Here is a 26191-nt window from a genome sequence, read left to right as displayed (position 1 = left end):
AATTCCTTGTTCATGACAGAGGATTAGAAATTGAAATTTAGGAGCCAGAATTCATGGGTGAATTTACCTCTTTCTATCCCCTAAAGCGAAAGCCAGACCCAATACAAGTAAGACAATACCCAAAAGATTAAGCTGCCAGGGCGAAGATGCTGGCGTAGCTAGTGATGTGTAGTAAGCCCCCAGCATGCTTGGAACATTTTCTACCACTCCAATTAAAGTCATTGCCCAGTAGCTCCAAACCTCTCGCTTTCTAAATGGGAACATCAATAGAGCCGCAATGGCTATTGCTGAAGCAAGCAGGCCTGCGCCTTCTGTTCGCATCATGCCAAGATAAAGCGTTTGCTGAGGTGAGCTAAGGTCATCCCACGACATCTGGATGGCATCTGAGTGAAACGGCAGAAATTCGCCGCTGAAGGTATAAATCAAACCGAATATGAAAAGTCCGATTACGTTAAAACTATAACAAAACAACGCCAGTTTCATTTTCATCTTAATATTACTTCCATGTGAGTTTGTACCGTTAATCTACCCAAAAAAATGTCATAGTCACCGCTTGGGTAATGGTTATAAGCTTAATTTCTTGCTGTTGGCTCATTTCCCAGGCTTATGAAATTCAATAACATTGCGATCAGGGTCTCTAACAAAGATAAACGTTGCACCATCAGGTAAAACAATTGGGCCACCTGTGATCTCAATGCCGTGTTGTTCTAATTGAGTTTTTACCTTATCTAGGCAGGTTACCTCCAGGGCCATGTGAGTATAGCCTGAATGCTTTACTGGTATATCCATCAATACGTTTTCGGTTTTGTCAGAGTTTGTATTGAGTATGAAATTTATATTAATCCCTGTTGGGTGCTCCATGATCGCCACCGGCTCGGGCCCGAGTGGCCCTGCAATGAATTCGAAGCCAAGCTTCTCATAGAACTTACGAGAAGCCTCGAGACTGGCTACGCGAATGCCAACGTGATTTATTCTGGTAATTTCTTTCACTTTAGTTCCTTCTATCTGATGATCTCTAAGACTTCTACATAAAGGTCCAACTTTTGTAAGAAAAGTTTTCTAGAATGATTCCCTGTCCTAACTTAATTTACAAACCAAAAAAGTCAATTATCGCGCCGTTCACGATCCTGGGGTTCTCAATGTTAACCCAGTGGGCTGCATCCTCAACTTCGATCAGCTTTGTGTTCGGCACAAGTAGCTTAGCCTTAATGGAATTTTCAACTGGAAAGCTTATATCTTGTTTGCCCCAGATGAAAATATTAGGCTTATTTAGGCTTCCGAAAGCCGACCAGCCCTCCGTGTAATCTCTAACGGGAGAGTTACGCATTGTAAGAAGTGCAACCCTTCCGAAAGACGGGAGAGATGCATATTCAGACCAGCGATCGATAGCCCATTGGTGAGCTTTTGGATCATGCAGATACGCTTCAACAATCGGCTCAATTATTTGCCTGCCAAAAAGGCCAAAAATCATATCTGGAAAAAATGGCAGTGCCAAAAAAGCATCCTCATTTCCAGTGTCCCCAGGCCAACCAGCAGGGCCGATGAATACGACTTTCTTAACCTGATCCGGATAATGTAATGCATAATCAGCAGCGACGACGCTACCGAATGACGCACCGACCAGATATACAGAACCGCCACCGGATAGTTCTACAATTTCACGAAGCTGAATTCTAAAGTCTGCCAATTCGTAGTTGATCAGCGGCCTATCAGATAAGCCCCGCCCCCAAAGATCATAAGTTACCACTTTAAACCCAGCTTTCACCAGTTCAGATACATTAGGATCCCATGATTCTAAATATCCGTTAAATGCATGAATTAGAATGACTGTTTTGCCTTCACCAGACACGCGATAACGGGTAATCCCTGTTTGACCTTCGTGAAAGCGATCAGCTGGGTCTGCTCGGTGATGTTCTTTCACAGAAACATGTTTGTCAGACTCAACAAAAAATATCGCTATTCCGACTATTGCTGTAACAAATATAGAAAAAATCCATTTCTTCATATGTAGTACCTACTGCGTTCCAGTATAAGGCTTAGTCTATAGGTGAGATGGCCAAGCGCATCGATGTCATGTATCTCTCATTACTTGAATGTTTTCCATAACCACTTACTAGGTATGGTTGAAAGCACAATGCTTGCAGCACAGTCGCTGGCTATGAATCCAGCCTCGCAACTGCCAATATGGGTGAGATCAGGAAAAACCACATGCCCGCTAAAACGAAATTACTTAATGCAAACGCTATTAAACGATGCATGACATTATTGTATGAAAGATGTATTGCGCTATGCAGGATGCGTAGGATTACATAAGTCCATGCCAACACAAGCACTTTCATGTCAACTGATTCAAGCAAATAATGGAGAGTGCATGCAAAGTAAAATATTACTGGCAGCTCCAACAGATTCATATAGTTCCTGTTAGCAAGAGCGGCAAATTCTGGTACACGATCGGATTCACCCAGCTCGAAATCCTTGGGCGTTACCTTGCCTTCCAAAGCAGCCTTGAACCTTCTAAATGGAATTTGCGACAAAACTATGAACGTCAAGCCAACCAATGTCAGCGCTGGCAATAGTATTTCGCCTTGAGTGATTTCACTCATCACTTGTTCCTCTGTATGATGCCTGCATAACCATGCAGCGCAGTCCAGTGAAGGCTAGGTATTCTTAGCATTTTTATACCGAGCGATTGCGTCTTGAGGCCAATACTCACTGCGGCTGTAGAATGCCTCGACTGCGGCATCCCCATCCTTCAGCACAACCCACTTCTGCTTTGACGAGGTGTAAATATGAATATCAGGTGGACATAAATCGGGTTGATCCAAGGTTCCGACCCTTACAAATGACACCTTCTCCCTTGCGGCCCCATAGTAACTCCATAAGGCTTCCTGGCATGTCTTGCAACGAATAACCTTTTGACCCGAACCACTGTTGGTCGGAAGCTCTATCTCATTCACCTCACCTTTGACCAAAGACACGTATGAGGATTCAATCAACGCATTAACCGCAAACGCAGAACCTGTCTCCTTTTGGCACCATGTACAGTGACAACAGTGTACAAACATCGGCATACGCTTTAGTTCGTATTCAGACTCGCCGCAAGAACACCTCCCTTTTAAAGTAACCGGTACACTGTCCGTCATGAGACACCCTCCACACTAATATTCAATTATAAACACCCGGCTCGTGATTTATACTGGTGTTCCCCACAAAAAGTAGACACTCTAACTATGCAGCCATAGCAGCTGCTTCCTCATATTCAACGGGGCTTACCCCATCGTTTGCTGAGTGCCTTCTCTTACGGTTATAGAATATCTCGATATAGGCAAATATACCCGATCGAGCCTCATCTATCGTCCGGTAATTCTTCGGGTAGATCAATTCAACCTTGAGCCGACTAAAGAACGACTCCATTGGTGCATTGTCCCAGCAGTTTCCCTTTCGACTCATGCTGATGCTAATTTCGTTAGCGCGTAGATAATCAATGTACGCCTGCGAACGGTATTGGGTGCCTCGATCGGAATGCACGATCAGACCTGGTGTGGTCTCCCTTTGCCGCAGGGCCATATCCATGGCTTTGGATATCAGGGCCTCTGTCATTGAGGTATCCAGGCTCCAGCCCACAATTCGGCGCGAGAACAGATCCATCACCACCGCCAAGTACAACCAACGATCCTTGACCCAGATATAGGTGATATCGGTCGTCCATTTCTCGTTTGGCTGGCAGGCAGAGAAGTCACGCCACAGCAGGTTGTCCGAAACATTATGCATCGTCAGGCTATGTCTGGGATACTTGAAGCCTTTACCATTCAAGGCCCTTATTCCCTGCTCAAACATGATCTGAGCGACATAATTGACGGAACAGGGATGACCAAGCTCCGCCAGCTCTTTAGCCAATCTAGGCGCTCCGTATATGGCCTCAAAAGCCTCGTAGGTGTCTTTGATCAGCTCTTCCATCTCCAGCCGGCGCTGAGCTTGATCACTAATAGGGCGTTCCAGCCACCGATAATAACCGGATCTGGATACCTTCAGAACACGGCACATGAGAGTGACCGGATACTGATCCGTATACTCACTGATCAAGGCGTACTTCACTTTTGGTCGTTCGCGAAGTACGCAGCTGCCTTTTTTAGGAATTCCAACTCCTCTTTGAGCTTCTTGTTTTCCCGACGTAGCCTACGCGTTTCTTCACTCTCCTGCTTAGAATAATCAACACCATCTACCGTATTGAACTGCTTATCAGAAAGACGGGTGAACTGACGACGCCAGTTATAGATCTGCTGGGCACTCACTCCTAGCTCTTTTGCAACCTGAGCAGTAGTAATGCCGTCTTTCGAGGCTCTGTTTACCGCTTCTCGGCGGAATTCTTCGGTATAAGCTTGGGTCTTCTTGCGTGCCATCTCGGACACCTCCATAGTGGTTAGTCTAACTATAAAGGATGTCTACTAATTGTGGGTAACACGGATACATAACGCCTAAGCCAATACAGCCTATTATTCACTCCCAGTATGCCACTCGATCCCACACGATTTGCAAATAAACAACTTATTGTTATCGTCATCAATCGAGCTGCTATGTTTGGTTGGCCACGCTCCACAGGTAATGCACCTACACTTACAATCGACAAAGAAAGCAACCACAAAAAACAGCAGGAGCAAAGATAGAAATGAGACCGTCAGTGCGTTTTCCAGTGAGGGAGTTCTATTATAAATGTTAAGCAAAACCAAGCCGCATGCCAAAAATGTAGCAAGCAACACACTTGATGCTAAGAAAAATACTCGCCTATTTCTGGCGTAGGTTGGGTGTCGTAGTCGCTCCATTTGGATACCTAAATTCTGATCATTTTTGCAGTGCTACAAGTTCGGGCGTACAAAGCATTTGTAACCGAAACCGAATGTCGGAGCGGCTTTGTATCGTAAGCGCATTGAACACAAACCCCAAACGGTAATTGCATCCAGGTTGATAAACTTGCTATGTGCTTTGAATATTAATGTTTAGCCTGCCGAGCGCATCATAAAGATTCCAATATTTGGGGGTTGCTTTAATTCGAAACTAGATTTCTACACATAAAATTAGACAGTTCAGCATCCTATTGACCAACGCAAACCACACTTGAAATGGTATTACGTTTAAATGTGCCTGTTGTGGTTGATACAGTATAGCTAACCGCTCTTTGATACCCAGACCCTATATTTTTGCAGGCTTTGTCAGCATAGACTTGTCCACTTTCATTGGTGTTGAAATGCTCGGCACCACTAATAGAGATAGATAAAGGGGCCCGAATTCTATTGGCTTTAACTATACCTTTATTTAGATCCTCTAACTTGCTCGCCAATTTTGAAGATTCGCTTACAATAATCTTTGTCACTTCATCGGTGAAGTTCTTCTTAAACTCATCCATTGATACGTCATAATAGTTGGGTTTCGGTGGGGTCTTTATGGCAGGAATTTTCCAAAACTGCAGATATCTCCCACCCTTGATAGTTACAGTCGATTGATTGAAATTTAATAGATTCAACACGTTGTTTTCGGAAACAATGTACATATCTACGGAAGTCGGAATCCAGCTTTTTGACGAATCTTGCGTGAACTTGATTCCGCGACCATCTGTAATCGTGACGTCACCAGAATTATCTTTCTTAATCGTTACATTTTTACCTTTTATAGGAATAGTCGCTTCGTTCTTGGAATTGAAATTAGCGCTCGCTATTAACGAACCGAAATTATCCAATGTTATTTTCTCATCATTACTAAGCGTTCTACTCTGCTCACCAAGAAACATTTTTCCATCTTGAATTTTTACGGGGGTTAGCGAAGAAACACTTTCAAGCTGTCCTTTTATATACGCAATAACTTTTTCTATAGAATAAAGGCCCGACAAATCACCGTATTGCTGTATGGATAAGTTTTGAACAGATTTGGATATCGCTTCATTTAACGCGTGACTATTAACAAGACGCTTTCGACTGTCTGCATACTGATTATCAATTTTAGACGTCGATTTTCCTGTGCCACCGTTAAGCTTATCAAGCGAGAAGGTTACTGAGCCTGAATCACTTATAGATTTTGTTGTTGTTTTGATTGAGCCATCTTGGTTTTCAACACGAAATAAATCCGAAATCTCTTTTGAAGACATGATGCCATCGAATATGGCCTCAATTCTGGCTGTAGTAGTCAGTTGGGTGGGAGTGAATACCCTTAGTTGGAATTCATTTGTTTTTATAATGCTGTCTAACTCATTACACGTCACAAAGAGTCGAGATTCACTAAAAGATTGTGGAAAATTACGAGAAGCTGCACCATTGCTTAGATCACCGATGGATCCGCTAGTTGGATAGTAACTAATGATCTTTTGCTTAGGGAATGCATCATCAGAACTCTCATAGTGCCAGGCCGACAACTCGATATACAAATAAGGCCATGAATGAACAGATTTGAAATTACGATTAGGATGAAGCTTATTTATCTCCGTTAATACATCGTTAACAATATCCTTTTGCGCTGTATGATATAACAGCTTAAATTCCTTCTTCTTGGTTGCGTTGGAAGCAGTCGCACATTCAGCTTTCCTTTGGTTTATAAGATGATTGGTATCGACAATCAAATATGGTTGAATGTAAATAATGTTTGACTTAGCGCTTTGTTGGTATACCGCGATGTGTTGGCCCAATCGGGGTATATAAATAGTTTCAAATTGAGTTGGAACTATTTGGACAATCTCGTCACCATCAGGCACAGCAGACGTTATAGGCTGGCTTACTTCAGCATAACATCTAGAAAATGTAAGCATTAAAATGAAACCACATATAATTACTTGTGCCATCGAGCTCTTCGTCAGCAGATGTTCATTAACGTAAGCCATGATCCCCCCCCGACTTATATTACTTGGCATTGAATAAAAACACAGTGATCTTCACAGTTGTCTGACTTTCCACAATCATAGATGCCAATATTTGGAGCACCTAGATCATTCAGTCCACACCGTACGGGTGATGGTTTAAGTTCTCTCTTTGGGTTCCATTCACATGCCGTAGATTCTTTAGGTACTATTATTAAATCCTGATTCCCATCCTGAACGGGTTGGGCATTGGTACTAACATTAACAAGGAATATTAGCAGTAGACTATATATAAGATATTTCATGTTTCCCCCATGCGTATTGCATACTCAAGTGGTGCTCCCCACGAAAAGTAGACACCTTAACTTTGCGGCCAAGGCTGCTTACTCTTCAAATGCGACAGGGCTCATGCCATCATTCGTTGAAAGCTGGCTCTTGCGGTTATAAAAGACTTCGACATAGGCAAATATGCCCGACCTAGTTTCCTCAATCGTCCGATAATTCATTGGATAAATCAATTCAACCTTAAGCCGACTGAAGAATGATTCCATCGGTGCATTATACCTGCGGTGACCCTTTAGGCATCATATTGATGCTGATATCACTGGTTCGTAGATAGTCAATGTACACCTGTGAACGATACTGTGCCCCGCGATCTGAATGAGCTATCAGGCCTGGCGCTGCGGTTCGCTGGCTCAATGCCATGTCCATTACCATCGCCAAATGCAACCATCGGCCTTTAACCCAAATGTAGGTGAACTCAGTCGTCCATTTCTCATTAGGCCGGTCGGAAGCAAAGTCACGCCATAATAGGTCATTCGCGACGTTATGCTTGGTCAGGCTATGGTGCAGGTAATCAACTCCTTCTATGGAGTTGAATTGCATATCGGAACCCCCATAAACCGACGACGCCGATTGTAGATTTGCTGGGCACTCATAACCGCGTACCAAGCGGAGCTTTGGGCGTCCTAAGGCGTGAACGGTGTCAGAGAAGCTTTGTCGGTTGCTGTCCCTTGTTAAATTCAATTTACTCCATACCTACATACTTAGGGTTAGATGCAATTCTACCAAGCCATGATTGAATAGCTGGGTATTTGGAAAGATCAAATCCGCCTTCATGTGCTACGTGGGTGTAACCATATAGGGTTATGTCAGCGGTAGTTAATTTGTCACCGACTAAATATGGCGTTTTCATTAGTTGAGTTTCCATAACAGAAAGAGCCCTATTGCCACCTTCTTGTTTTGATTCAAAATCTGCACGACGAGCCTCTGGCAGCCCAAGATATTTAGCAATAAAACGTGCCACTGCAACAAAAGGCTCATGGCTGTATTGCTCAAAGAACTGCCATTGATGAACTTTGGCAAGTTGAAAGTTGTCCTTTGGAAGTAAATCACTATCAGAGGCCAAAAAGTTTAGAATGGCGTTGGATTCAGAAAGGCAACGACCATCGGGTAACTCAAGCAATGGGATTTTACCGTTCGGGTTTTTAGCCAGAAATTCAGGATTTCTAGTTTCACCGGCAAGAATATCTACATGAATCCATTGATGCTCAATATCCAATAAGGCGCATAGCAATTTAACTTTGTAACAATTTCCAGACTGTATATCACCGTAGATTTTCACAGAACCCCCTATTGCATCTAACACCGTACACTACCTTGTTGAGTGACCGGAAAGCACATTTTAAAACATCAGTTTCAACCATCGACTATCTCAGTACCTATGCACTATTTTGTTGTGAACTCAAAAGAATTAAATTGCACCAAACCGCCATTCGAAGAAGTCTGCAACTTTACCACCTGCGTTTCGATGTTAGTCCATTTGACTACCCCTGATGACCAAGGAGGTAATAAAATTCCTTTCCCATCCTCGACAGTGATCTTGGAGTTGTAGGTTTTATCGGGAAACCCTATGTTGCTATCTATTATGGACTCATTGGTATAAAACGGATTTTGTATAGCCATTTTGATGCTTGTAATAGGCTTTGAAAAACGCAATTCTAGGTTTGCCGATTGATTAATTTGATTTCTTAAAGATGCTCCAGATACTACTGAGTTTGTGGTTTTTAACTCAACTTTTACGTCATCTATTTCAACGGTCCCTTTAGCTGGGCTCCCAGAAGCAAAGGAGTAATCTGTCGTGCTGGGTTCAGGGCTCTTAAGGTGCACAAGGTCATCCTGTGAAACCGCTTCGGAACCAATATAAGAGGATGTTTCCTCCCTGGCGGAATCACCACCATTAACAATAGAAGTTATCACATCATTGATATTTCCAGCTGATTCCAATACCGTGCTAACCCCTACAATGATAATGCTTAACATAATCAATATAGCAACCACTGGATGGTTCTTTAACTTAATCAACCAGCGACCTACTAACGTAGTTTGTTCTTCTGCATCCATTTTTATATTTCCTCAAAGATATCCGATGCGATATTATTACTATGATGCCCAGCGTAGCGGAAAAGCGGGCCAGAAATTGGCGGTACGTAGTTATGCTGCTGATTGCTAGCTGCCACTAAACGTACGGATCACACCACAAGGTTTTGGCCCTTTAAGTTCGCCTAAGCTAGATAATTCACCATTGATCGAAACTAACTCTGTACGATGTGGTAAATCCGTTGGCAGGACGATATCCCAAACCAGCCCTAAATTTCGCAGGGCGTTCAGTACCCACCACCCAGGATCAGCTTGATATTCATAAATTCCAAGAACGGCGGAACCAGGGTATGCGTGATGATTGTTGTGCCAAGATTCACCCATCGTAAGTATCGCAGCGAAAGGTACGTTGTGTCCTTGAACAGCAGCACCCGAAACATGCCAGTCTCGATGCCCTTGATTATGCGCGAAGTATCCCACTAACCAGTGCCCTGCAACAGATATCGTTACACGTGCGCAAACTCCCCAAACAATCCAGGAAAGCCCCCCAATGGCAAAGAACAGAAGAGCCCATGGCAGTTGCTGTAACATCCATGTCCGTTCCATGAAAGAGAGCACTGCATCTCGCTTAATCCGATCCTCTGGGTTGAAAATCGGTGGGTTACTTAATTGCAAATTGCAATTAAGTTGCCACCAACCATCTTTAATAAATCCTTCCCCATGCCTGAGATAAGAGTGACAGGATTTCTTTCTTTGGGCCCAGTCGCGCAGGTCATGTTGATGCACCATACCGAAGGGTCCAGCCATGCCGACTAGAACACCCAAATGCACGAAGATATATTCAAGCCACAAAGGACATTTGTAACTATTGTGGATCAGTCTCCGATGCATCCCCAAAGAATGACCTAAACATAAGGTTATACCTGTAAACACGAAAAAAAGTGCCAATGCAGACCACGAAAAGTAGAAATAACCTCCAATCAATGCGATCACCGCATTTGATATGAACCATACCGATTTCGCTGGCGCCCATACCACGTTTCCGTTGTCAGCATCGGTCAGGACGTCCTCAACTATTCTTGGAACTCCGCTGTCATTCTCCATAAGGCTTCCTGTTTGGTAGGGGCGCTATCAGCAACTTGTTAAGCACTTTCGCTAACTTCTACCCAAATGTTAAAGAAGCCAGTGGATTTCATGTATGAAGATATTTCGTACTCAAGATCAGGGATCATCTCGATGTTGTCTGTGCTGCCAAGCACAGAGATATTATTCTCTTCATCTTCATGCATAGCATCAACGACCTGCCAGACGAATACTGAAAATTCTTTGGCTTCTTGCTTGTTGCTTACTCCATTTTCAAGTATATGTTCGGCCCTTTGGTTGTTTAGGCTTTCTGCATAATGTGAAAGGAGGTCATTGATATGGGGGTATCTTTCAAACTTAATCATAATACGACGCCTCCTACTTTGATAACAGATAATCTGTCTGCCACCCATTTTAATGTGTATACCATGTCTTCTCTTGCGGATATAAAAGATTTCGATATAGGCAGATATACCCGATCTGGCTCCCCTCAGGTAGTCAACGTATGCCTGTGTTCAATTCTGGGTGCCTCTGTCATCGAGGTATCCAGGCTCCTGCCAACAATCCGGCGTGAAAACAGATCCATCACCACCGCCAAGTACAACCAACGTATTCGGCCGCAAACAAACCGGTAAAATTCTGCATGAGAAAGAAAGGTGTAGAAACATTTACTTTGAAGCGCTTATCCTGCCCACCTCGTACTCAAACGACTATAGCCTTAGGGCATCTGCTAACCCACGCTGGAGTAAGAATTCCTACTCATTGGGGTCGGCCTTGGTACGCCCAAAAAATCGATACAGGCTATAAAGCAACAAAATGCCAACAAATACCGCATAAACGGGCGTCGCTGTACTCAACACATTCAAATATCCCGTTGTATTAGCATTGTTGTGGCCAATTGACGCCAGCGTTGCAACCACAAAAATCATTCCCGCGAGGAAGGAGCCACCCAACACGATAGAAACCGCTGCCCCCCCTTTCGGCAAAGGCCTTGGCGCCAGGTAAAGCATGCCCGCCACCACGCTTAAACCCCAAGACACCAACAAAAGCGTTGTATAAATTTTAATGAGCGGTGCTACCCGCCAACCCTCCATTTTCAGCGCTTCCATCATTGGCATGCTATCTTTATACAGTCTTATTCGAATCCACCACGCCATATCACGGATTGTGCTGATACCATCCGGTGCCGACTTCGTTCCGGGCAAACCCTCATTTGAGAGCCTGACCAGTTTTTGGTATGCAGCGTCCGACCAGATCTGTTTTATGCCAAACTTCGCCTGCAGCAAGCAACTCATTATGCTCGAAAACAGATACTGAGTTTTTTCAGGATCATTCGAGGAGACTCTTTCCATTTCCATAAATAAAACTTCATACGCTGGGGCGTCCAGAAACTTTTCCGAAGGGCACATTATCTCACGCCAAAGTTCTTTGTATTGTTCAGCGTCCAATACTGACAACGGCGGCATAGCCTTTTGATCGATGGCATCCAACAAAGCCTGCAGCGCTCCTTCCCGACTGGGGGCCAGATACAGATACGCACTCAATGCTCGAGCGATCAGCTCCCTTTGCCCGTTTGCCCCAACTTCTTTCTCTGCTTCGCCTACCATCGCCAACGCAGCGTTCAACCACTCCATTAGAGGGGCCTCAAACGGCTTGCCTGACTGTGCCAGCGCCCATGCCACATAGCTCCAATGCAACGCTCGCACATAATCTTCGTACGTCACTATAGAGGTGGGAAAATAAGGGCTCAGATCTGTCACCATCAGGTCCTGCTCGATGCCATCCAGCCAGGATAGATAGTCCTCCCTTGAGCCATTATTCACTGCCATTAAGGTAAAATCTCTGGCATTGATACGATACAGCATACGTTCCGGCGGAACAGCTAACCCCACCAACCTATGGGTGGAACGCTTACCCTTTTCACTCAACATCAGCAGTGCCAATGTTTTAGTATTTTTGAATACTTTCGTTGGCCCATAGACCGGTGGATAGATGATGTCATTCCATATCTGGTCATACATTACCGGAGAAAATTGGTTTACCTCCCCCAGATAGCTCAATATGGTTTGTGCACTCTCTATATCATCTGGGTGGCGGTGCATATAGGCACACAGAAGAATACTGGCGATTTCCGCGAATCCACGCTCATACCCAGGATGATGCGGATCGACTTGTGAAATGGTTTTGAAGAAATTCAACCAAGAGGCAACAGGGTAACGAGTGGAACCATTTTTCTTGGCTAACGCCCACGCCAGATAACTGGCATGCAATGCTTGAGCGTAATCGTCGTTGGAAACCAGCTTTGAAGGAAATGACAGAAATTCGGGCTCATCTTCTTGCTTTAAATTGCGAACCACCCTTTCGTAATCGTGATATGACCGTGTCGGGAAAAGGCCTGCCTGTATACTCTTTAGCAACGAATCGATCGGTTGATCAGCAACATTATCAGCTGCCTGCAGTTGAGCGCAGATAACCCACAACAACGCAGCTAAACAGGTCATTAATATTTTGTGATCTAATTTTAACACAACACTGACAGGCCTCGGCTTTCAACTAAGCACTGATTACCACTAAACCATCCTGCCTGTCAAACGAATGCAGCTTCTGTGAATGCTAGATGGCTGTCGGGGCTGGAGGACTAATAATCACTGAGCAGAAGGCCAGCTAACGCCTTTGTTAACCCATTCATAGCGACGAGGCCAAATACTTCGCTGTATACGCACCAGTCTTCGCTATTCGTTCTACGACCCCAAACAGGGCGTAATTGTTACCTGCTAATTCTTTTCCTGAGTCTCTATGTTGTTGTTCTTCTAATTGTATTGCCCTTATCTTTGTGCAAATAGAGCTATCACTTTCAAGCTTAATAAGCGCTAGCTCGAATTCACCATTTACTATTTCTTCAATAGTGTAAGTGCTCGTACCAATCGCCTTAAGCCCAAGTAGCCCTATGATAACACCATAAAAAAGGCCACCTATAAAAAACAATTGGTGCGCAAAACAAAGCCGGGCATCGCGCTCTTTTAGTAAGTTGCGAAAAATAGACGCATGATCCTTTTCATGAAACCGCATATTATCTAAATTGGAAAGGTTAGCCCTGAAGAAGTAGCGTGCAACGCATTTATGCCCTCTATAAACCCCAGCAGCGCCTAATTCACATGCATGCATTATTCTTAATTCTTTCTCAATGCTCATCAGCTATTTTCTGCTCGCAGTAGCCCATGATAGGAGACCAAAGAACCAATAATCGGCAATGAAAATTCAACATGAAAACGATACTTGCCATTTTCAATAATTTTATAAGCATTGGCTTTCGGAATTAACCAACGGGGTATTGGAACACCTAGGAAATTCACATTCAGGCACCGCCAAAACCATCCACCGTTATTAATATCTACAGTCAATTTCATTGATAGCGGCCCTGTGGTTTCAATCCAATAACCTTGCTCTATATGCCCTACAGGTTTGAATAATGACTTAACCAATGCCTGATTATCGAAACAACGGCCCCAATGCAAGCCATCATTATCATGCGAGATACTCACTACCAGTTGATGGGTGCCTTCGCTAGGCAAATTCATTTTCTTCGCTAGCCTACCACCAATAACCCCAGCCAGCCCTTTCCCGTAATATATCTCAACATCACCAGTAAGCCTGCCGCCTTCTGTATGCAGTTTCTGAAGTAAAGGGTGAAGATTGTTAAACTTATCTCCGAACCAATTTTTGGCTAATACACTTGGCATATTAATTACGCTTTTGTGGTGTTCCCCACAAAAAGTAGACACTCTAACTATGCAGCCATCGCTGCTTGCTCTTCAAATGCGACAGGGTTCATGCCATCATTCGCAGAATCTCTTCTCTTGCGGTTATAGAAGATTTCAATATAGGCAAATATGCCCGACCTAGCTTCCTCAATCGTCCGATAATTCTTCGGGTAAATCAATTCAACTTTAAGTCGACTGAAGAAAGATTCCATTGGTGCATTGTGCCCAAAGCACTCCGTGGGGCAGGCGCTCCCAGCAATTACCTTTGCGACTCATGCTGATTCGCTGGCTCAATGTTTAGCCCATTGTCTTGGAAATCGAGGCCCCTGTAATCGAGGTGTCCAGGCTGCAGCCAAAAATCCGTCGTGAAAACAGATCTATCACCACCGCCAAGTGAAACCAAGGATCTTTAACCAATATTTAAGAGATGTCGGTAGTCAATTTCTCGTTAGAGACTTATATGTATGTCCGTCACCAACTAAACCTTAAAAATTCCGGGCTTACATATCAGCTGAACAATGTTGACTGATGTGTAACGCTCAAGATAATCACCAAATTGACTAGTTATAGAGCCATATGCCTTATCACTTGAGAAATACTGGTGAAAACGCCATAGAAAATACACCTCAGATATTCTGATTGTCATTTTCTCACTATTGTTACGTTTATATTGTTAAAATGCGGAACGTAGCTTGGATCACTTAATATGATTGTTATGCATTGCGCGGCGCAAACATGATAATAGCCATCCCTACTAGTGCAACACAAGAGCCCAGGATATCCCACGTTGTTGGACGAACACCATCAACCGCCCATAACCAAAAAATAGCCACGAACACATAGACGCCCCCATAGGCAGCGTAAACTCTACCTGCAGCGGTGGGGTGAATCGACAAGAGCCACGCAAACATTGCTAGGCTTAAAGCCGCTGGGAAAAGCAACCAGATAGACTTGCCTTCACGAAGCCATAGATAGGGCAAGTAACACCCTACTATTTCAGCGAATGCAGTGACGATAAACAGTAAAGCTGTTTTTACTTCTGGCAATTAGGGCCACCTATTGTGTTGCTGGAAATCTAAACCTAAACTCGCGAGATATTAGTCTAAATCTACATATCAAATCTAGACAGGGCTCGACAATCATCCAGGTGCATAACGTTGCTAACGGGGGGCGCGTAGCAGGCCAGCCCGCTTGCTTAACTCGTTAACCCTTTTCTGCTGACTGAGGTTTAAATGAATAATAAAATGCTAACAGCAAAGTTATTGATGCAGCAGCGGGTAAAATAGTAACTTGAATGTTATCAACGTTAAAAGTTGATATTAGGGTTTCTATATCTGCTAGGTAATATGCCAAGGAAACAAGTATTGGAAAGGTATAAAAAAACACCCCTACAACTTTATCCTTCTTCTTGTCACTTTTGATTAACTGTATCGAAAAGAAAAGATAAACGGCTGATAGAATACCGATAGAGTATTTGGTGATGCTATTTGATGAAAGGTTGTCTTGAGCTATTGCTATTAGAATAGATGAAATTATTGCTAGTACCTCTGATGCAAGATTGTTTGTGACTTTGTTAATCGATCTTCTAAGAGAGGCAATTTGCTCATTAAAATCAGATTCAAATTTAGACAATATAGACAACACAGCTTGTATGACTAATATCGCAATTGCTCCTATAGCTAGCACTGCTCCAACAAGTGTTACAATCTGCAAAATTAGGAAAAAAATGCCTGTCATTAGTAGAGCAGGAAGCATTTCTGCAAAAGATATGAGTACCTGAAGTATCCCGTAGAAAAGCATCAGTACAGCAATTGCACCCGTTATATAGATAATCCATTCTTTAGCTTTGTCATCCATCGTTGCTTCTCTTTAGGCGGTGTTCCCCACCAAAAGTAGACACCCTAACTATGCAGCCATCGCTGCTTGCTATTCGAATTCGACAGGACCCATGCCATCATTCGCAGAATGTCTTCTCTTGCGGTTATATAACGTTTCAATATAGGCAAATATGCCCGGCCAAGCTTCCTCAACATCTGGTTTATACTTGCATCAAAATCGCATTTCATCACCTCTAAAGCTCACCCGAACGCAAGCTCTTTATCCTTGACTACCTTGCTAAATGCTAGGGCTGTTCTTTGACAATGTGCCTGTGCCAGGGGAACCTGATAGACTACAAGGGGGGTCATTTCTAACTGGCGGAACCCAGGTCATCTCTAACTTGCGATAACTGATAGTATGTTGGTGACTTTATAAAGAAGATTTTAATATAGGAACAATAAAACGCTCAGGAAAATCCGCATAGGTAACAGATCCATTGCTTCTAATTTCTAAATCCCCAGAAAATTCGGCATTATCAAATTTTGCTTTTAGCTTATTTACTTTATAGTATGAATCCTTAATAAAGGATTTGAGGCTTTTTCTGGAATCTTCTTCTGAATTAAGAACTACCTTAGCTGTAGCTTTATTATCCACATTTATTCCAGAACACTCGATATATGTTATTTTAGAATATCCTAACTTATGCTCTAATTCTTTTATAAGTTTGAGTGGCTCAATACTTAACGATGAAATCCCAAAGCCAAGACCACATATTCCAGACATTGCATCAATAAAAGGTCTAATTTTTCTTGGTGGGTTATATAGGTGGATGAACAAACCAGGATCACTACTGATACTGAAAGTAACCGTGATGTATTCAATTCGCTTAAATACTTGGGTGTTTCCAAAAGGATCGTTTATTTCTTGATTGATGATGTCCTTAACAACATATTTTCCTTCGATTTTTCTATTCCCTTTTCGAGACAATATAAAACCGTTACCAGCACTCTCATTGTACTGATTTTCGTTCATTCGATCCCCTAACTCTCTAATCGAGACCGGTAGTTGAAGATTAAACCATCTAATCGTCTTCATCTGAATCATTTTGCCCGTATTTGTTAACTACTTTTTCGTAGGCTAAAAAGGAAGCTGCCTCTAATTTTTTAAGTAATACCTTTTTTTCAATAGCACTGGGTGAGCGACCTGTTACATTGTATTCGTCTAACTTCTTATACCCATATATAGAACATACTTTATATTTGTAGTCTGAGCATATATCTGGATTGCCAAATTCAGCAGAGAATTCCACTTTGTCTCCGCCAGGTAAGGTATCAACACTCACCCAAGTAATCTTCGTAATATAAAACCCGGATCCATGAAGTTGGTTGAACTCGGCAGATTGTAGAACTCCATCACCATTGAGGACTGCTTTTTGAATATGCCCAAGTAGAACCCCATTGTCGTCATCCTCGTCACTATCTTCGCCATCATCACTTTCAGAAAACTTAACATTAACTTGTTTTACATCAACTAATTTGAATCCATCAATCAATTTAATTAGCTTATCAAAAAAATAGCTTCTTGCTTCTGCTTGAACTATTGCTTCGAGAGAGATAATCCGCTCTGGAACCTCTTCTTTTACGGATTTTTTTAGTTCATTTGTAAACTGATCAACGATCTCAGCTGCACGATTGTTCGCGGGTCTACGAATTGAAAGCGCACCATTGTTATTCTCGATTTCGATCACTGCATGCTTGGTCGTTCTTTGGCGAATTTCAGTTTTTGAAAAATCCACATCGGTATAAGTCACAGTAACTGTAGTGCTGTCACCGCTCTGACTTATCTTCAATACTTCCCCCGAACCTTTCCTGGTTTTGACAACTTCATCACAGTAAGACTTAATATCACCATTCTTTAATTGCACATCTAATACGGTGTTTGTTGATGGTTCCTTTCTATTTGAATTCTCTATTAGCCCCGCAATAAACTGATAATGATGGTAGTCGTGTGGAAGGCTGGCCACGTATTCGGTTATTTCTGACTTGCCTGTTTCATCAGACAGAAATATTCCTCTTTCAAGTAGATGATCATTCAACGCATTCAATGTCACCTTCTTATGTTGCAATGCATCGAAAATATTTTTGTCTGTCATATGATATAGAGAAGGGCCGTTTTTTCTAGACATCACGCATTCCTATTTCCATTGGATTAAATTCAGTAACTACAGTTGTTACTGATGACGCTTCTATCCTATTTAATTGCTGTTCCCTGCCAGGATCAGCACCCCAACTCTGAAGGTATTGAATTTTAGCTTTATTAAAATTTTGCATTGCTACTTTCGAAGATCCGACAAAACGTAACTTGATCGGCGCATTGTGCAGTAATAGTTGGTAGTGAGACAGAGTATCTAAAAAATATATAAACTCATCTACCGTTTCACCTAGCCTACGGTAATAGATAACATATCCTTCCTCTCCGCACTTCTCTGAAGGCTTATGCTTTATAATCATCCAAGGTGAAGTAAGAAGCTCTATTGTTGCAGGCTGATCCCACTCACTCCCATGGCGTTTACTCATCACCAAGTCAGGGTAGTAAAAGGTTAGTTCATTCTTTTTTGGAAGATGTTCATCAGCTATCAACACCTTAATATCATTGACAACATTAACTAGGTAATCTATCGTTTGGGGCCCAATTACTGCTATAGTGTTTCCGGGTGCAATTCTCAGGTTCTTTCTGTCCATTTGTGACAAAAAACTGAAAAAATTCCTGTCAAATTTGTTGTCGTGATTATATATAAAAAGCAACCCAACTACCTCGTTGGTATACTCATCGTCAGGAATGTACTTCTCTTGCCAATCTGAACTCACATTCGCACATTCTACTGACATAGCTAACGATTGAATGGCTTTTCTAATCGCAGCGGGTTTTATCGTACCTTCTGCGTAGCTTTTTAAATCGGTATTTAGAAAAATCCTGTCCCCGGTGTAAGGATGAATATAGCTAAACACCGTATCACTAGGGTGCGTACTCTTTTTGTGATGATCTTGAACACAACTCCAGTTCACATCCTTCAATTCGGCTTGCCGCCATTTGAACCAAGAAAAGACATCTTTAGCTACAATCTTGGCTAGGTCTTCTATATTCCCCGTTTCAGACATCAATAAATCCTTTCTTAGTCCGCTGCAACCCCAACGCCATATGTTTCGAAAAATACGACTTGGTACTTAGTAAATTGTGTACGAGATGTTAGATGAACAATTACATAGGCTATCAAGCTCTACTCCCTTCTGCCCCATCCGGCCCCGTAACCGCAGAGCTGAAGTTCATGAACTATGATCCTCACTTTCTCGGATGCATAACGCCGCAAACAACAGCAAGTCTGTCCAAGGAGCGTAGCGACTGAGGCTGCTTTGCCTTGTTAAGCTTCACCGAGCCTACCATGCAAATGTAACTGTGTAATTTCAATTTCTGCTGGCCACATAGACATATGACCACAACCACCCAAATTTTCACTTGGGCCTCGAATAGTACCGCCCATAACTACACGTTTACTAGACCACTTCTTCAACGTGTGATCCTCTAGGCTAAAATTAAACGCAGGGCCGTACCAAATGCTAGAGTTATAATCACTGTGTTTATCCCATTCGGATTTTGGCCGGTGGTATAAGCAACAGCATTCAAATTGGTAACATAGAGTTCCTTCGACGTGAACATATTTGCCCACATAGATTTCTAGGTTTTGGATTAATTCATTAACGCTCAATATTTTCATAAGAGTTTAACACCTTGCAGCACCTTGTTATGCCCTCGACTTAATTAATTCTGCTATTTCAGCAGCGATCTCTTCGATTGTATGGGTTGCTGTGCTGCGCGCAACTTTATCAGCCAATGATGGGCTCAAATCTACGACTTGTTGCTTTGTAATGTTGTGCCATATGGGTAGCAATACCTGCTCACCTGAAACTGCTCGTGTTACGATTCCATCAAGCTCGTAGTTGGTCCAGCCTTTTTTGATGAATGACGGCGAGAGGACAACTAAGCCAACACGGCTATTCGCAAGACCTTTATCAATTTTTTGTCTCAGGCTGTCTCCTATTCGAAGTGTCATTTCGTCATACCACACATTCAAGCCTTCACTTGATAAGGCATTTGCCAATGGCCTAACAAAATTGTCTTTATCTTCTGAAGCGTGAGAAATAAAAACATCGTGCGTTTCCCCGCCAGTTTCTGTAGTTGGGGGAACATTATCTCTCACCAAGCTAGGGACTTCAGACAATGCACGCTCTTGAATTTCCGGCAATACTCCTGGTAGCACACGAACAGATGCGTTAGTGCTACCTCGGAGACCTTGCATGTCTACTGCTACATACCAGTGGCCTGAATTGGGAACCTGAAGCCTTATGGGCGATTTCTTTGCGAGACCGCCATAATATCGATGCTTCCTTCCGTTTTTATAGCTGTTAAAGTTAGATCTATCCATTAATCGCACGTTTACACCGCTTGTGAGCGTAACCTCGACAATCTCTCCCCGCTTTAAATTACCTAAATCATATTTAAGAAAATTCAATCAGAACTCCTTTCAAGGCATAACGCCCCAATCACCGGGCCAGCGTAGTGGAACAATTATTGTGGTAAAAGAGCGCAGCGATACCACAATAACTGTGGAGCGTAGCTGGCTCCGTGTGCATCGGATTGTTAGCACTTTTGATGCTACTTTAACTTTGAAGCAGTACTTACAATTTCCCCAACACTTGGCATGGTTGGCCCGTGCTCAGCGGCTAGCAATCCTGTTTCACTCCGACTAAATAGAGCCTGTAAGACTATCCTCCGATCCGCCTCACTTACATCGCTATCTTTCATCAAGGACAAATACAGATAGGTTAATTGTTCGCGTTCTTCTGCATCACGCATCAGGTGCAGTGAGCTAAATGTCAATTTAGACAACACTCGGACTAAAAATGCATATGCAGTGGCTATACTCCCAAAGATTACAACGCCTTGAATAGTATGCAATCCTAAAGGTATAGGCTTGCCTTCAAGCCAACCTAGAAAGAAGTTTGAAAAATACACCAAGCCTAATAGCACTGCTGCGATAAGTGCCAAAGCCCACAACCCACCTTGAACCCCATACTTCCTTGCTGCTATGTTCCAATATGTGGCAGGTTTTTCTAAGCGCAATTTTTCTTGGTAAGTATTTTCAAGATCTTGGATTCTAGTGTTGCAGCCATCCATAAAGCTAACGAACTCGTCTTTCGTGCTTTTTTGTAGATTTGAATTTTGCTCATTAGAATCGACCAGCCATGTATTCCAATTTTCTTTAACCGTGGCATCCCACTCATTAAAGGTTTTCTTAAAAGCCTCAATCTCCCCAAATAGCGCTTTATGAGCACTTTCAAGCTCACATCGCAAAAGCTCAATTGATTCCCTTTCAGCCTTTCCTCTTTTAACCAAATCAGCGCCCTGATTTAGATAATCATATCCAATCATGACACCTAGAAAGGATTCTGGTGAATTGAGGTTTCCAACTTGGTTCTTTGTTACATATTCAAGAAAGGCGGCCGCTGTAGCCAAACCATGATTCTTGTGGCAATCAATAAAAATATTCGTGTATGAATGACCGCTCCAAAGCCACTGAGTGTTTGTGTGACGAAAGAGGTTTTGCTTAAGCCCATTCAGTTTATCTTGGTATATTTCGGTAGTTATATCTTCTTGCTCATCCCAGCTCTGCATTTTTTGCAGAACATCCTTAAAATTGGAACAATAATTTATAGATGGATGGAGCTGCCTCTGGTTGCCAATGTACTTATTTTTTTCTGCCCAAAAATTAACCTCAAACTCCAAAAATTCGGCCAATGCTCTTGAATCCTGAAACTTGAAGTTTTTTCCTGACAAATCAGAAAAATCAAAATTTACGTTAACGTTCAAGGTAGTCTCTCTTTTTTACGGGGTGCTAACAACTTAGTGAACCGAACCTTTCGTGATATCCAAGCCCCATTTCCCTAAGTCTTTGTTTTAAATGACGTGTTGGTCGGTATAGGTTGTAAATTCATCTGGCAAAAGCCGAAGGCTCCGAGATATCCAAATTCAAGGGCTTGCTCAGCACAGCGCACATCCCCCATCCCCAGTAGCGTCCTGCTACTATAAAGTCTGTTTAAACATGCATCAATCACTTAACAATTTCCGTATTTTTACGTGCCTGCCGTCTTTATAGTCGGAACCTCGTTCCGGCCCCGGTCGCGTTCCATTCTTGCACGCTGGGGCATTTCACTTTCAACGCTATAAACCAAAAGGATTTATATAATGAGTAGCACGGATTACGCTGCCAAGTTGGCGGCTATCGAGGCCATCAGTACCGATAGCATCAAAAAGCCTAACCTTCCTATCAAGATCTACATTCAAGAGGCAGAGAACCTGTATCAGTGGGTGCAGCCGGATCAGCAGGCGCTGCAGTCGGCGGGTTTGGATTGGGCTTGGGTGCAGGGTTTGCCTCAGCGCATAGGTGCTTTGCGTGAAGCGGAATCACGCTGGTTTAAGGAGCGCTTCGGCCGCGAGGAGGCTCAGGTGCGCTGGGATCAGGAGGCTCCGGCTGCCTATGCGTTGCGCGATCAGATGCTGCGCACGATGCGCTATGCTTATCGTCGTGATGAGGTGTTGTTGAAGCGGGTGGCGCAAATTGCTGAGGGCACGGGCCACGCGGATATGATTCAGGATCTGAACGACATCGCGATTCTGGGCCGCGCTCACCCAGAGCCGTTGCAGGTAGTGGGTGTGGGGCCCGAGCAGTTGGAGCTGGCCGCCACCACTGCAGAGGGTATGGCGGAGTTGTTGGCTCAGGTGAATGGTGAGCGGGCAGGGGGCAACAGTGCCCGTGTGATCCGTGATCAGGCTTATACGCACCTGAAGGAGGCCGTGGATGAGATCCGTGCCTGCGGCCAGTTTGTGTTCTGGGATGCTGAGGGCCGGTTGGAGGGTTACCACAGTCAGTATCGGCGCTCCCAGCGTCGCAGCACTCCTTCCCCCGAGCCTATGATCGAAGCAACACCGGCTTAAACGCATCCCCCGGGGTAAGTTGGTTGTCTGGCGACCAGTTCGGCGCTTCCTCGGGGTTTATTGGTTATCCTCTAACCAGTTAGGGTCTTCCCCCGCAGGTTTATCCCCTCCCGCATGGTCTGATTCAAAGATTTCGCTGCGCTCTTGTTGTTGGTAGCCAGGGATTGTATATCCTGCATCTTCTGCTTAAATGTTCTTTTTCACGGAGGATTTCTTATGCAACTTCTTGGTCAAAACTATTGGGGCGGCGTTTGCGGCTTCGTATCGGTGATTCATGGAATTCTGTTATCCAAAAACGATGGCGATGCTCTGGATGGCTTGAGTCAGAATGAGTTGGAATACAATTTGGGGCTGTCTATCTTGGCTTTTCTTAGGTATGCCAAGGTGAGTAAGCCAGAGGTGGCCAGTGAGCTGGTTCGCTTCACGCAGGCGTTTGGCGGTGTTCATGCCCACAAGACCATTGATTCACTGATTCAGGAATGCCAGAGATCCGTTGAGGCAATCAAAGGTGGCACTAATGGTGCCAAGGCTACTGAATCCGGGTGGGGTGTGGCGATGACAAAGAATGCGTTGATCGCTTATATCAACTGGATAGGAGCCAGGGCAACTGAGGTGCCACACAATGGTGTTTGGAGTAAACAGAACCTTAGCTCTTTTAGAAATTGTGTTTGTGGTGTGGGTGATACCGCGCAGCGAAACAGCGAGTTTTTGGGGTTGCGCCATTGGGTATACATTAACGATGCAGGCTACATGTATAACTGGGGTGCCAAGACTGAAATGAATAATAGTGCTGAGCGCCCTTATGCCGGTATGGCCCATCATAATTATCTGGTTCATGTGTTGCAGCTTGGGTGATGGCATGTGGCTATGAGAATATGATTAGACGCGTTAGTAATGGAGTGTTTTTGCCAGGCAGGTGTGCAGTATGGGTGCGGTTGATTATTTCGAAAGTATGTGGGGGTTAGCCCTTAATGGGCAGGCGCAAGGTGTTTTCTTTTTTGCTTCGCTTTATGCTTTGGTTATGCTTTTGTACTCACTCCGATTCCAGGTTAGGGTTTCATCTTTGCCTGGGGTTGAAGGTGAACTTGAGGATGAGCGCATTCGCGAATTTGGGTACGCCTATGCAATGTCTCAAAAGGAATATGTGGTATCCGTATCCTATAAGTATGTGGTGGAGGGCAAAGAATACGTCGGTAACAGGTTGTCCCCCTGGGCTTTTGTGACGAACAATAACGCAAGATTCATTCTGAAAAGCCAGTTGAACTCTATATGTCGAGGCTCAAGTGGAAAAATCACGGTTTATTATGATCCTGAAAAACCACATAAGAGTTTTCTGATTAAACCCGGGTTGTTTGGAAAGTCCGTTACCGGATTGTTAGCTATAATGCCGTTGGCTATGTATTGGTTAAAATACTATTCGTAATTCCCCTTGACCGTGGCATGTTGAATCCCGATAAATTCATTCAATTGGGCGCTTGTTGTTAGATTTAAACTTGGATTCTATTTGCGGATGGAGCCCTAGTCATGAATTTCGCCCAAGCTGGACGCAAGCGCCTAAAGGATACTTGGCATTACTCTGTTACCCGTACGATCAAGCATGTAGGCTGTCACTTGGCTGGGTTTGAGCGCAAGATGATTGATCTTGGTGACGGGCGACAATATTCCTATTACGATAATAATCGTAGCGGGAAAGAGGTGCTGCTACTGATTCATGGTTTTAATGCGGATAAGGATCACTGGTTATCTCTTTCTCATAGATTGAAACAATACCGCATTATTGCACCCGATTTGTGTGGCCATGGTGAGTCGTGGTATGAGGCATCGTATAAGCACGACATTCCCTTTTATGTAGATGAGTTGAAAAGATTTGCCGATGCAATGGGCTTGAATCGGTTCCATATGGTCGGGAACTCAATGGGAGGGTGGATCACCTCTCTTTACTCTGTCACTTATCCTGATGATGTGTGCAGCATTGTGCTGCTGAACGCTGTTGGTGTAAAGCCGCCGCTGATTAGCCCGTTCTTTGAGGCGCTGTCCGGGGATAAAAATCCATTCTTTTTCTCCAATCAAGAAGATTTTGATCAGCTTATGAAAATATCTGTAGCTGACGCGTCGTCTATTCCAAAATCGTTCAGATGCGTTTCCTTTCAGGAAGGGCTGGCTCGCATGGCAAGGGCTAAGAAGCTATTTGCCGATATAATGGATCAAGATCAGAAGCAGACTCATCCAGCTCAAATGGTTGATGGCGTACTGAATCGGATCGTGCAGCCTGCGCTAATTGTTTGGGGCGATAAAGACGGCATTATGGATTCGTCGATGGCTGAGGTGTTTCAGCGTGGAATTCCAAACAGTCAGGTCGTGATTATGAAGAATATTGGCCACCTGCCCATGCTGGAATGCCCGAATGAAACCAGTCGATATATTAAGGGCTTTCTGAAAGGGTTGGGGGCTCTGCCGGTGCAATGATGTGTGCACGAATGGTTTTGTTGAAAAGAGAGCTGGGGCCGATGCCCCACATGTTCTGAAAGGTTCTGGTGTAATGGGCCGAGTCGGCAAATCCGGCACTGTAGGCAGCATCTGTTAGATTTTGGCCGCTGCTGATAAAAATCATGGATTCATACATGCGATGCCACAGGCGCAGTCGGCGTATTGGCATGCCGGTTTGTTGTTTGAAGCGTCTCATCAAAGTGGGCACCGACATGTTGATCATATTAGCCAAATCGGTGATGGGAATATTATCCTCGAAGCGCCTCTTGATGGTGTCAACTGCAATGGCGATCTCTGGATCGGTTATCATTAAATCGTTCTGGTTGGAAAATGTGTAATCCAATAGTGCGCTCAGTTGGTTGTACGTGGGTGATGAATCCGATGGCTGTTGGTACAGGGTGGTTAGCAGTGATCGATAGTCTGCTTCTTCATTTAGATTGCAGTAGGCACCATCTTCTGTATGTGGGGTGGCGAAATGATGAGTAAACATTTTGTAGTCTTCCCCTAATACATCAAGGTGGAAAACCGCAACCGTTTGAATGCCGGTATTAATGATGACATCTGCATTCGGTGGAATGAGAAAGCTGTAGCCTTCCAGTGTTCTTTTTGGAAACTTTGCGTGAATGGGCTTTCCAAGACTGATTACGAGTGTCGCTGCTCCGTAAGCCACCCTGAGAGGTTGTGGTAGTTTGCCAAGAAACAGGGTTCTCTTCTCCCATGGGTACATATAAGCGGGTGGTTTGACCGAAGTGGTATTCATAATCTTTCGATAGCC

The 26191-nt window shown here is 43.7% G+C and carries 31 protein-coding genes and 1 pseudogene; 5 read left to right on the top strand and 27 right to left on the bottom strand.

Features of this window, described 5'->3' with window-relative positions:
• Nucleotides 1-63 precede the first annotated feature (63 nt).
• The 24 genes and pseudogenes from Kalk_RS07735 to Kalk_RS07625 form a co-directional block, all read right to left on the bottom strand.
• A complete protein-coding gene (locus Kalk_RS07735; protein WP_101893646.1) occupies nt 64-489 on the bottom strand; it encodes a hypothetical protein in 426 nt (141 codons plus the stop codon).
• 102 nt (nt 490-591) lie between these two features.
• Complete coding sequence (locus tag Kalk_RS07730; RefSeq protein WP_101893645.1) at nt 592-990, bottom strand: VOC family protein; 399 nt, start codon at nt 988-990, stop codon at nt 592-594.
• 97 nt (nt 991-1087) lie between these two features.
• Nucleotides 1088-2005, bottom strand: coding sequence for an alpha/beta fold hydrolase (locus Kalk_RS07725; protein ID WP_101893644.1), 918 nt, complete (start codon nt 2003-2005; stop codon nt 1088-1090).
• Nucleotides 2006-2156: 151 nt separating this feature from the next.
• Nucleotides 2157-2603: an MAPEG family protein gene (locus Kalk_RS07720; protein ID WP_101893643.1), complete on the bottom strand. Its 447-nt coding sequence runs from the start codon at nt 2601-2603 to the stop codon at nt 2157-2159.
• Between the two features lie 54 nt (nt 2604-2657).
• Nucleotides 2658-3143, bottom strand: coding sequence for a GFA family protein (locus tag Kalk_RS21765; RefSeq protein ID WP_101893642.1), 486 nt, complete (start codon nt 3141-3143; stop codon nt 2658-2660).
• An 85-nt stretch (nt 3144-3228) separates the two neighbouring features.
• A complete protein-coding gene (locus Kalk_RS07710; protein ID WP_101893641.1) occupies nt 3229-4095 on the bottom strand; it encodes an IS3 family transposase in 867 nt (288 codons plus the stop codon).
• Nucleotides 4092-4400 (bottom strand): transposase, encoded by a 309-nt coding sequence (locus Kalk_RS07705; protein WP_199767909.1) that lies wholly within the window; start codon nt 4398-4400, stop codon nt 4092-4094. Before Kalk_RS07705 ends, Kalk_RS07710 begins: the two co-directional genes overlap by 4 nt.
• Before the next feature lie 689 nt (nt 4401-5089).
• Nucleotides 5090-6862 carry a hypothetical protein gene (locus Kalk_RS07700; RefSeq protein WP_101893640.1) on the bottom strand — a complete coding sequence of 591 codons (1773 nt, stop codon included), beginning with the start codon at nt 6860-6862 and terminating at the stop codon, nt 5090-5092.
• A gap of 359 nt (nt 6863-7221) precedes the next feature.
• Nucleotides 7222-7389, bottom strand: coding sequence for an IS3 family transposase (locus Kalk_RS21760; RefSeq protein ID WP_101893639.1), 168 nt, complete (start codon nt 7387-7389; stop codon nt 7222-7224).
• Between the two features lie 7 nt (nt 7390-7396).
• Nucleotides 7397-7723, bottom strand: coding sequence for a hypothetical protein (locus tag Kalk_RS07690; protein ID WP_101893638.1), 327 nt, complete (start codon nt 7721-7723; stop codon nt 7397-7399).
• 142 nt (nt 7724-7865) lie between these two features.
• On the bottom strand, nt 7866-8462 hold the full coding sequence (locus Kalk_RS07685) for a glutathione S-transferase family protein (protein WP_101893637.1): 597 nt from the start codon (nt 8460-8462) through the stop codon (nt 7866-7868).
• A 104-nt stretch (nt 8463-8566) separates the two neighbouring features.
• Complete coding sequence (locus tag Kalk_RS07680; RefSeq protein WP_101893636.1) at nt 8567-9241, bottom strand: hypothetical protein; 675 nt, start codon at nt 9239-9241, stop codon at nt 8567-8569.
• A 105-nt stretch (nt 9242-9346) separates the two neighbouring features.
• Complete coding sequence (locus tag Kalk_RS07675) at nt 9347-10321, bottom strand: acyl-CoA desaturase (RefSeq protein ID WP_101893635.1); 975 nt, start codon at nt 10319-10321, stop codon at nt 9347-9349.
• Between the two features lie 38 nt (nt 10322-10359).
• Nucleotides 10360-10665 (bottom strand): hypothetical protein, encoded by a 306-nt coding sequence (locus tag Kalk_RS07670; RefSeq protein ID WP_101893634.1) that lies wholly within the window; start codon nt 10663-10665, stop codon nt 10360-10362.
• A gap of 390 nt (nt 10666-11055) precedes the next feature.
• Nucleotides 11056-12657, bottom strand: a complete 1602-nt coding sequence (locus Kalk_RS07665) for a hypothetical protein (RefSeq protein ID WP_158643367.1) — start codon at nt 12655-12657, stop codon at nt 11056-11058.
• Between the two features lie 328 nt (nt 12658-12985).
• Nucleotides 12986-13492 (bottom strand): demethoxyubiquinone hydroxylase family protein, encoded by a 507-nt coding sequence (locus Kalk_RS07660; protein WP_101893632.1) that lies wholly within the window; start codon nt 13490-13492, stop codon nt 12986-12988.
• Complete coding sequence (locus Kalk_RS07655; protein ID WP_101893631.1) at nt 13492-14040, bottom strand: DUF4166 domain-containing protein; 549 nt, start codon at nt 14038-14040, stop codon at nt 13492-13494. The genes Kalk_RS07660 and Kalk_RS07655 overlap by 1 nt, the downstream gene beginning before the upstream one ends.
• A 47-nt stretch (nt 14041-14087) precedes the next feature.
• Nucleotides 14088-14273, bottom strand: a complete 186-nt coding sequence (locus Kalk_RS21755; protein ID WP_101893630.1) for an IS3 family transposase — start codon at nt 14271-14273, stop codon at nt 14088-14090.
• Between the two features lie 501 nt (nt 14274-14774).
• Nucleotides 14775-15107 (bottom strand): YnfA family protein, encoded by a 333-nt coding sequence (locus tag Kalk_RS07645; RefSeq protein ID WP_101893629.1) that lies wholly within the window; start codon nt 15105-15107, stop codon nt 14775-14777.
• A 157-nt stretch (nt 15108-15264) separates the two neighbouring features.
• Nucleotides 15265-15918, bottom strand: coding sequence for a hypothetical protein (locus tag Kalk_RS07640; RefSeq protein WP_101893628.1), 654 nt, complete (start codon nt 15916-15918; stop codon nt 15265-15267).
• 69 nt (nt 15919-15987) lie between these two features.
• Nucleotides 15988-16083 (bottom strand): annotated as a pseudogene (locus tag Kalk_RS21655) (hypothetical protein); the annotation flags it as partial.
• A 225-nt stretch (nt 16084-16308) separates the two neighbouring features.
• A complete protein-coding gene (locus Kalk_RS07635; protein ID WP_101893627.1) occupies nt 16309-16911 on the bottom strand; it encodes a hypothetical protein in 603 nt (200 codons plus the stop codon).
• 49 nt (nt 16912-16960) lie between these two features.
• Complete coding sequence (locus tag Kalk_RS07630) at nt 16961-18064, bottom strand: hypothetical protein (protein ID WP_101893626.1); 1104 nt, start codon at nt 18062-18064, stop codon at nt 16961-16963.
• On the bottom strand, nt 18057-19037 hold the full coding sequence (locus Kalk_RS07625; protein ID WP_101893625.1) for a hypothetical protein: 981 nt from the start codon (nt 19035-19037) through the stop codon (nt 18057-18059). The genes Kalk_RS07630 and Kalk_RS07625 overlap by 8 nt, the downstream gene beginning before the upstream one ends.
• 92 nt (nt 19038-19129) lie before the next feature.
• Here Kalk_RS07625 and Kalk_RS21170 point away from each other — a divergent pair, with 92 nt between their 5' ends.
• Nucleotides 19130-19282, top strand: coding sequence for a hypothetical protein (locus Kalk_RS21170; protein ID WP_158643366.1), 153 nt, complete (start codon nt 19130-19132; stop codon nt 19280-19282).
• 396 nt (nt 19283-19678) lie between these two features.
• On the opposite strand, the gene Kalk_RS07620 is transcribed toward Kalk_RS21170, so the two are convergent.
• Together Kalk_RS07620 and Kalk_RS07615 are read right to left on the bottom strand one after the other, a co-directional pair.
• Nucleotides 19679-20446 (bottom strand): DUF1883 domain-containing protein, encoded by a 768-nt coding sequence (locus Kalk_RS07620; RefSeq protein WP_101893624.1) that lies wholly within the window; start codon nt 20444-20446, stop codon nt 19679-19681.
• A 143-nt stretch (nt 20447-20589) separates the two neighbouring features.
• Nucleotides 20590-21804, bottom strand: coding sequence for a DUF6161 domain-containing protein (locus Kalk_RS07615; RefSeq protein ID WP_101893623.1), 1215 nt, complete (start codon nt 21802-21804; stop codon nt 20590-20592).
• Nucleotides 21805-22179: 375 nt separating this feature from the next.
• Here Kalk_RS07615 and Kalk_RS07610 point away from each other — a divergent pair, with 375 nt between their 5' ends.
• The 4 genes from Kalk_RS07610 to Kalk_RS07595 all read left to right on the top strand — a co-directional run bounded on the left by Kalk_RS07610 (nt 22180) and on the right by Kalk_RS07595 (nt 25395).
• Nucleotides 22180-22929, top strand: coding sequence for a hypothetical protein (locus tag Kalk_RS07610; RefSeq protein ID WP_101893622.1), 750 nt, complete (start codon nt 22180-22182; stop codon nt 22927-22929).
• Nucleotides 22930-23145: 216 nt separating this feature from the next.
• On the top strand, nt 23146-23784 hold the full coding sequence (locus Kalk_RS07605; protein WP_101893621.1) for a hypothetical protein: 639 nt from the start codon (nt 23146-23148) through the stop codon (nt 23782-23784).
• 70 nt (nt 23785-23854) lie between these two features.
• Nucleotides 23855-24352, top strand: coding sequence for a DUF3592 domain-containing protein (locus tag Kalk_RS07600; protein WP_101893620.1), 498 nt, complete (start codon nt 23855-23857; stop codon nt 24350-24352).
• A gap of 101 nt (nt 24353-24453) precedes the next feature.
• Nucleotides 24454-25395, top strand: a complete 942-nt coding sequence (locus tag Kalk_RS07595; RefSeq protein WP_101893619.1) for an alpha/beta fold hydrolase — start codon at nt 24454-24456, stop codon at nt 25393-25395.
• Here Kalk_RS07595 and Kalk_RS07590 read toward each other — a convergent pair.
• Complete coding sequence (locus Kalk_RS07590; protein WP_101893618.1) at nt 25352-26176, bottom strand: AraC family transcriptional regulator; 825 nt, start codon at nt 26174-26176, stop codon at nt 25352-25354. The two genes, Kalk_RS07595 and Kalk_RS07590, sit on opposite strands and share 44 nt — an antisense overlap.
• Nucleotides 26177-26191 lie beyond the last annotated feature (15 nt).

The organism is Ketobacter alkanivorans, from assembly GCF_002863865.1.
Taxonomy (GTDB): domain Bacteria; phylum Pseudomonadota; class Gammaproteobacteria; order Pseudomonadales; family Ketobacteraceae; genus Ketobacter; species Ketobacter alkanivorans.
The sequence above is the reverse complement of the archived record's forward strand: the minus strand, read 5'-3'. Positions and strand labels throughout refer to the sequence as shown.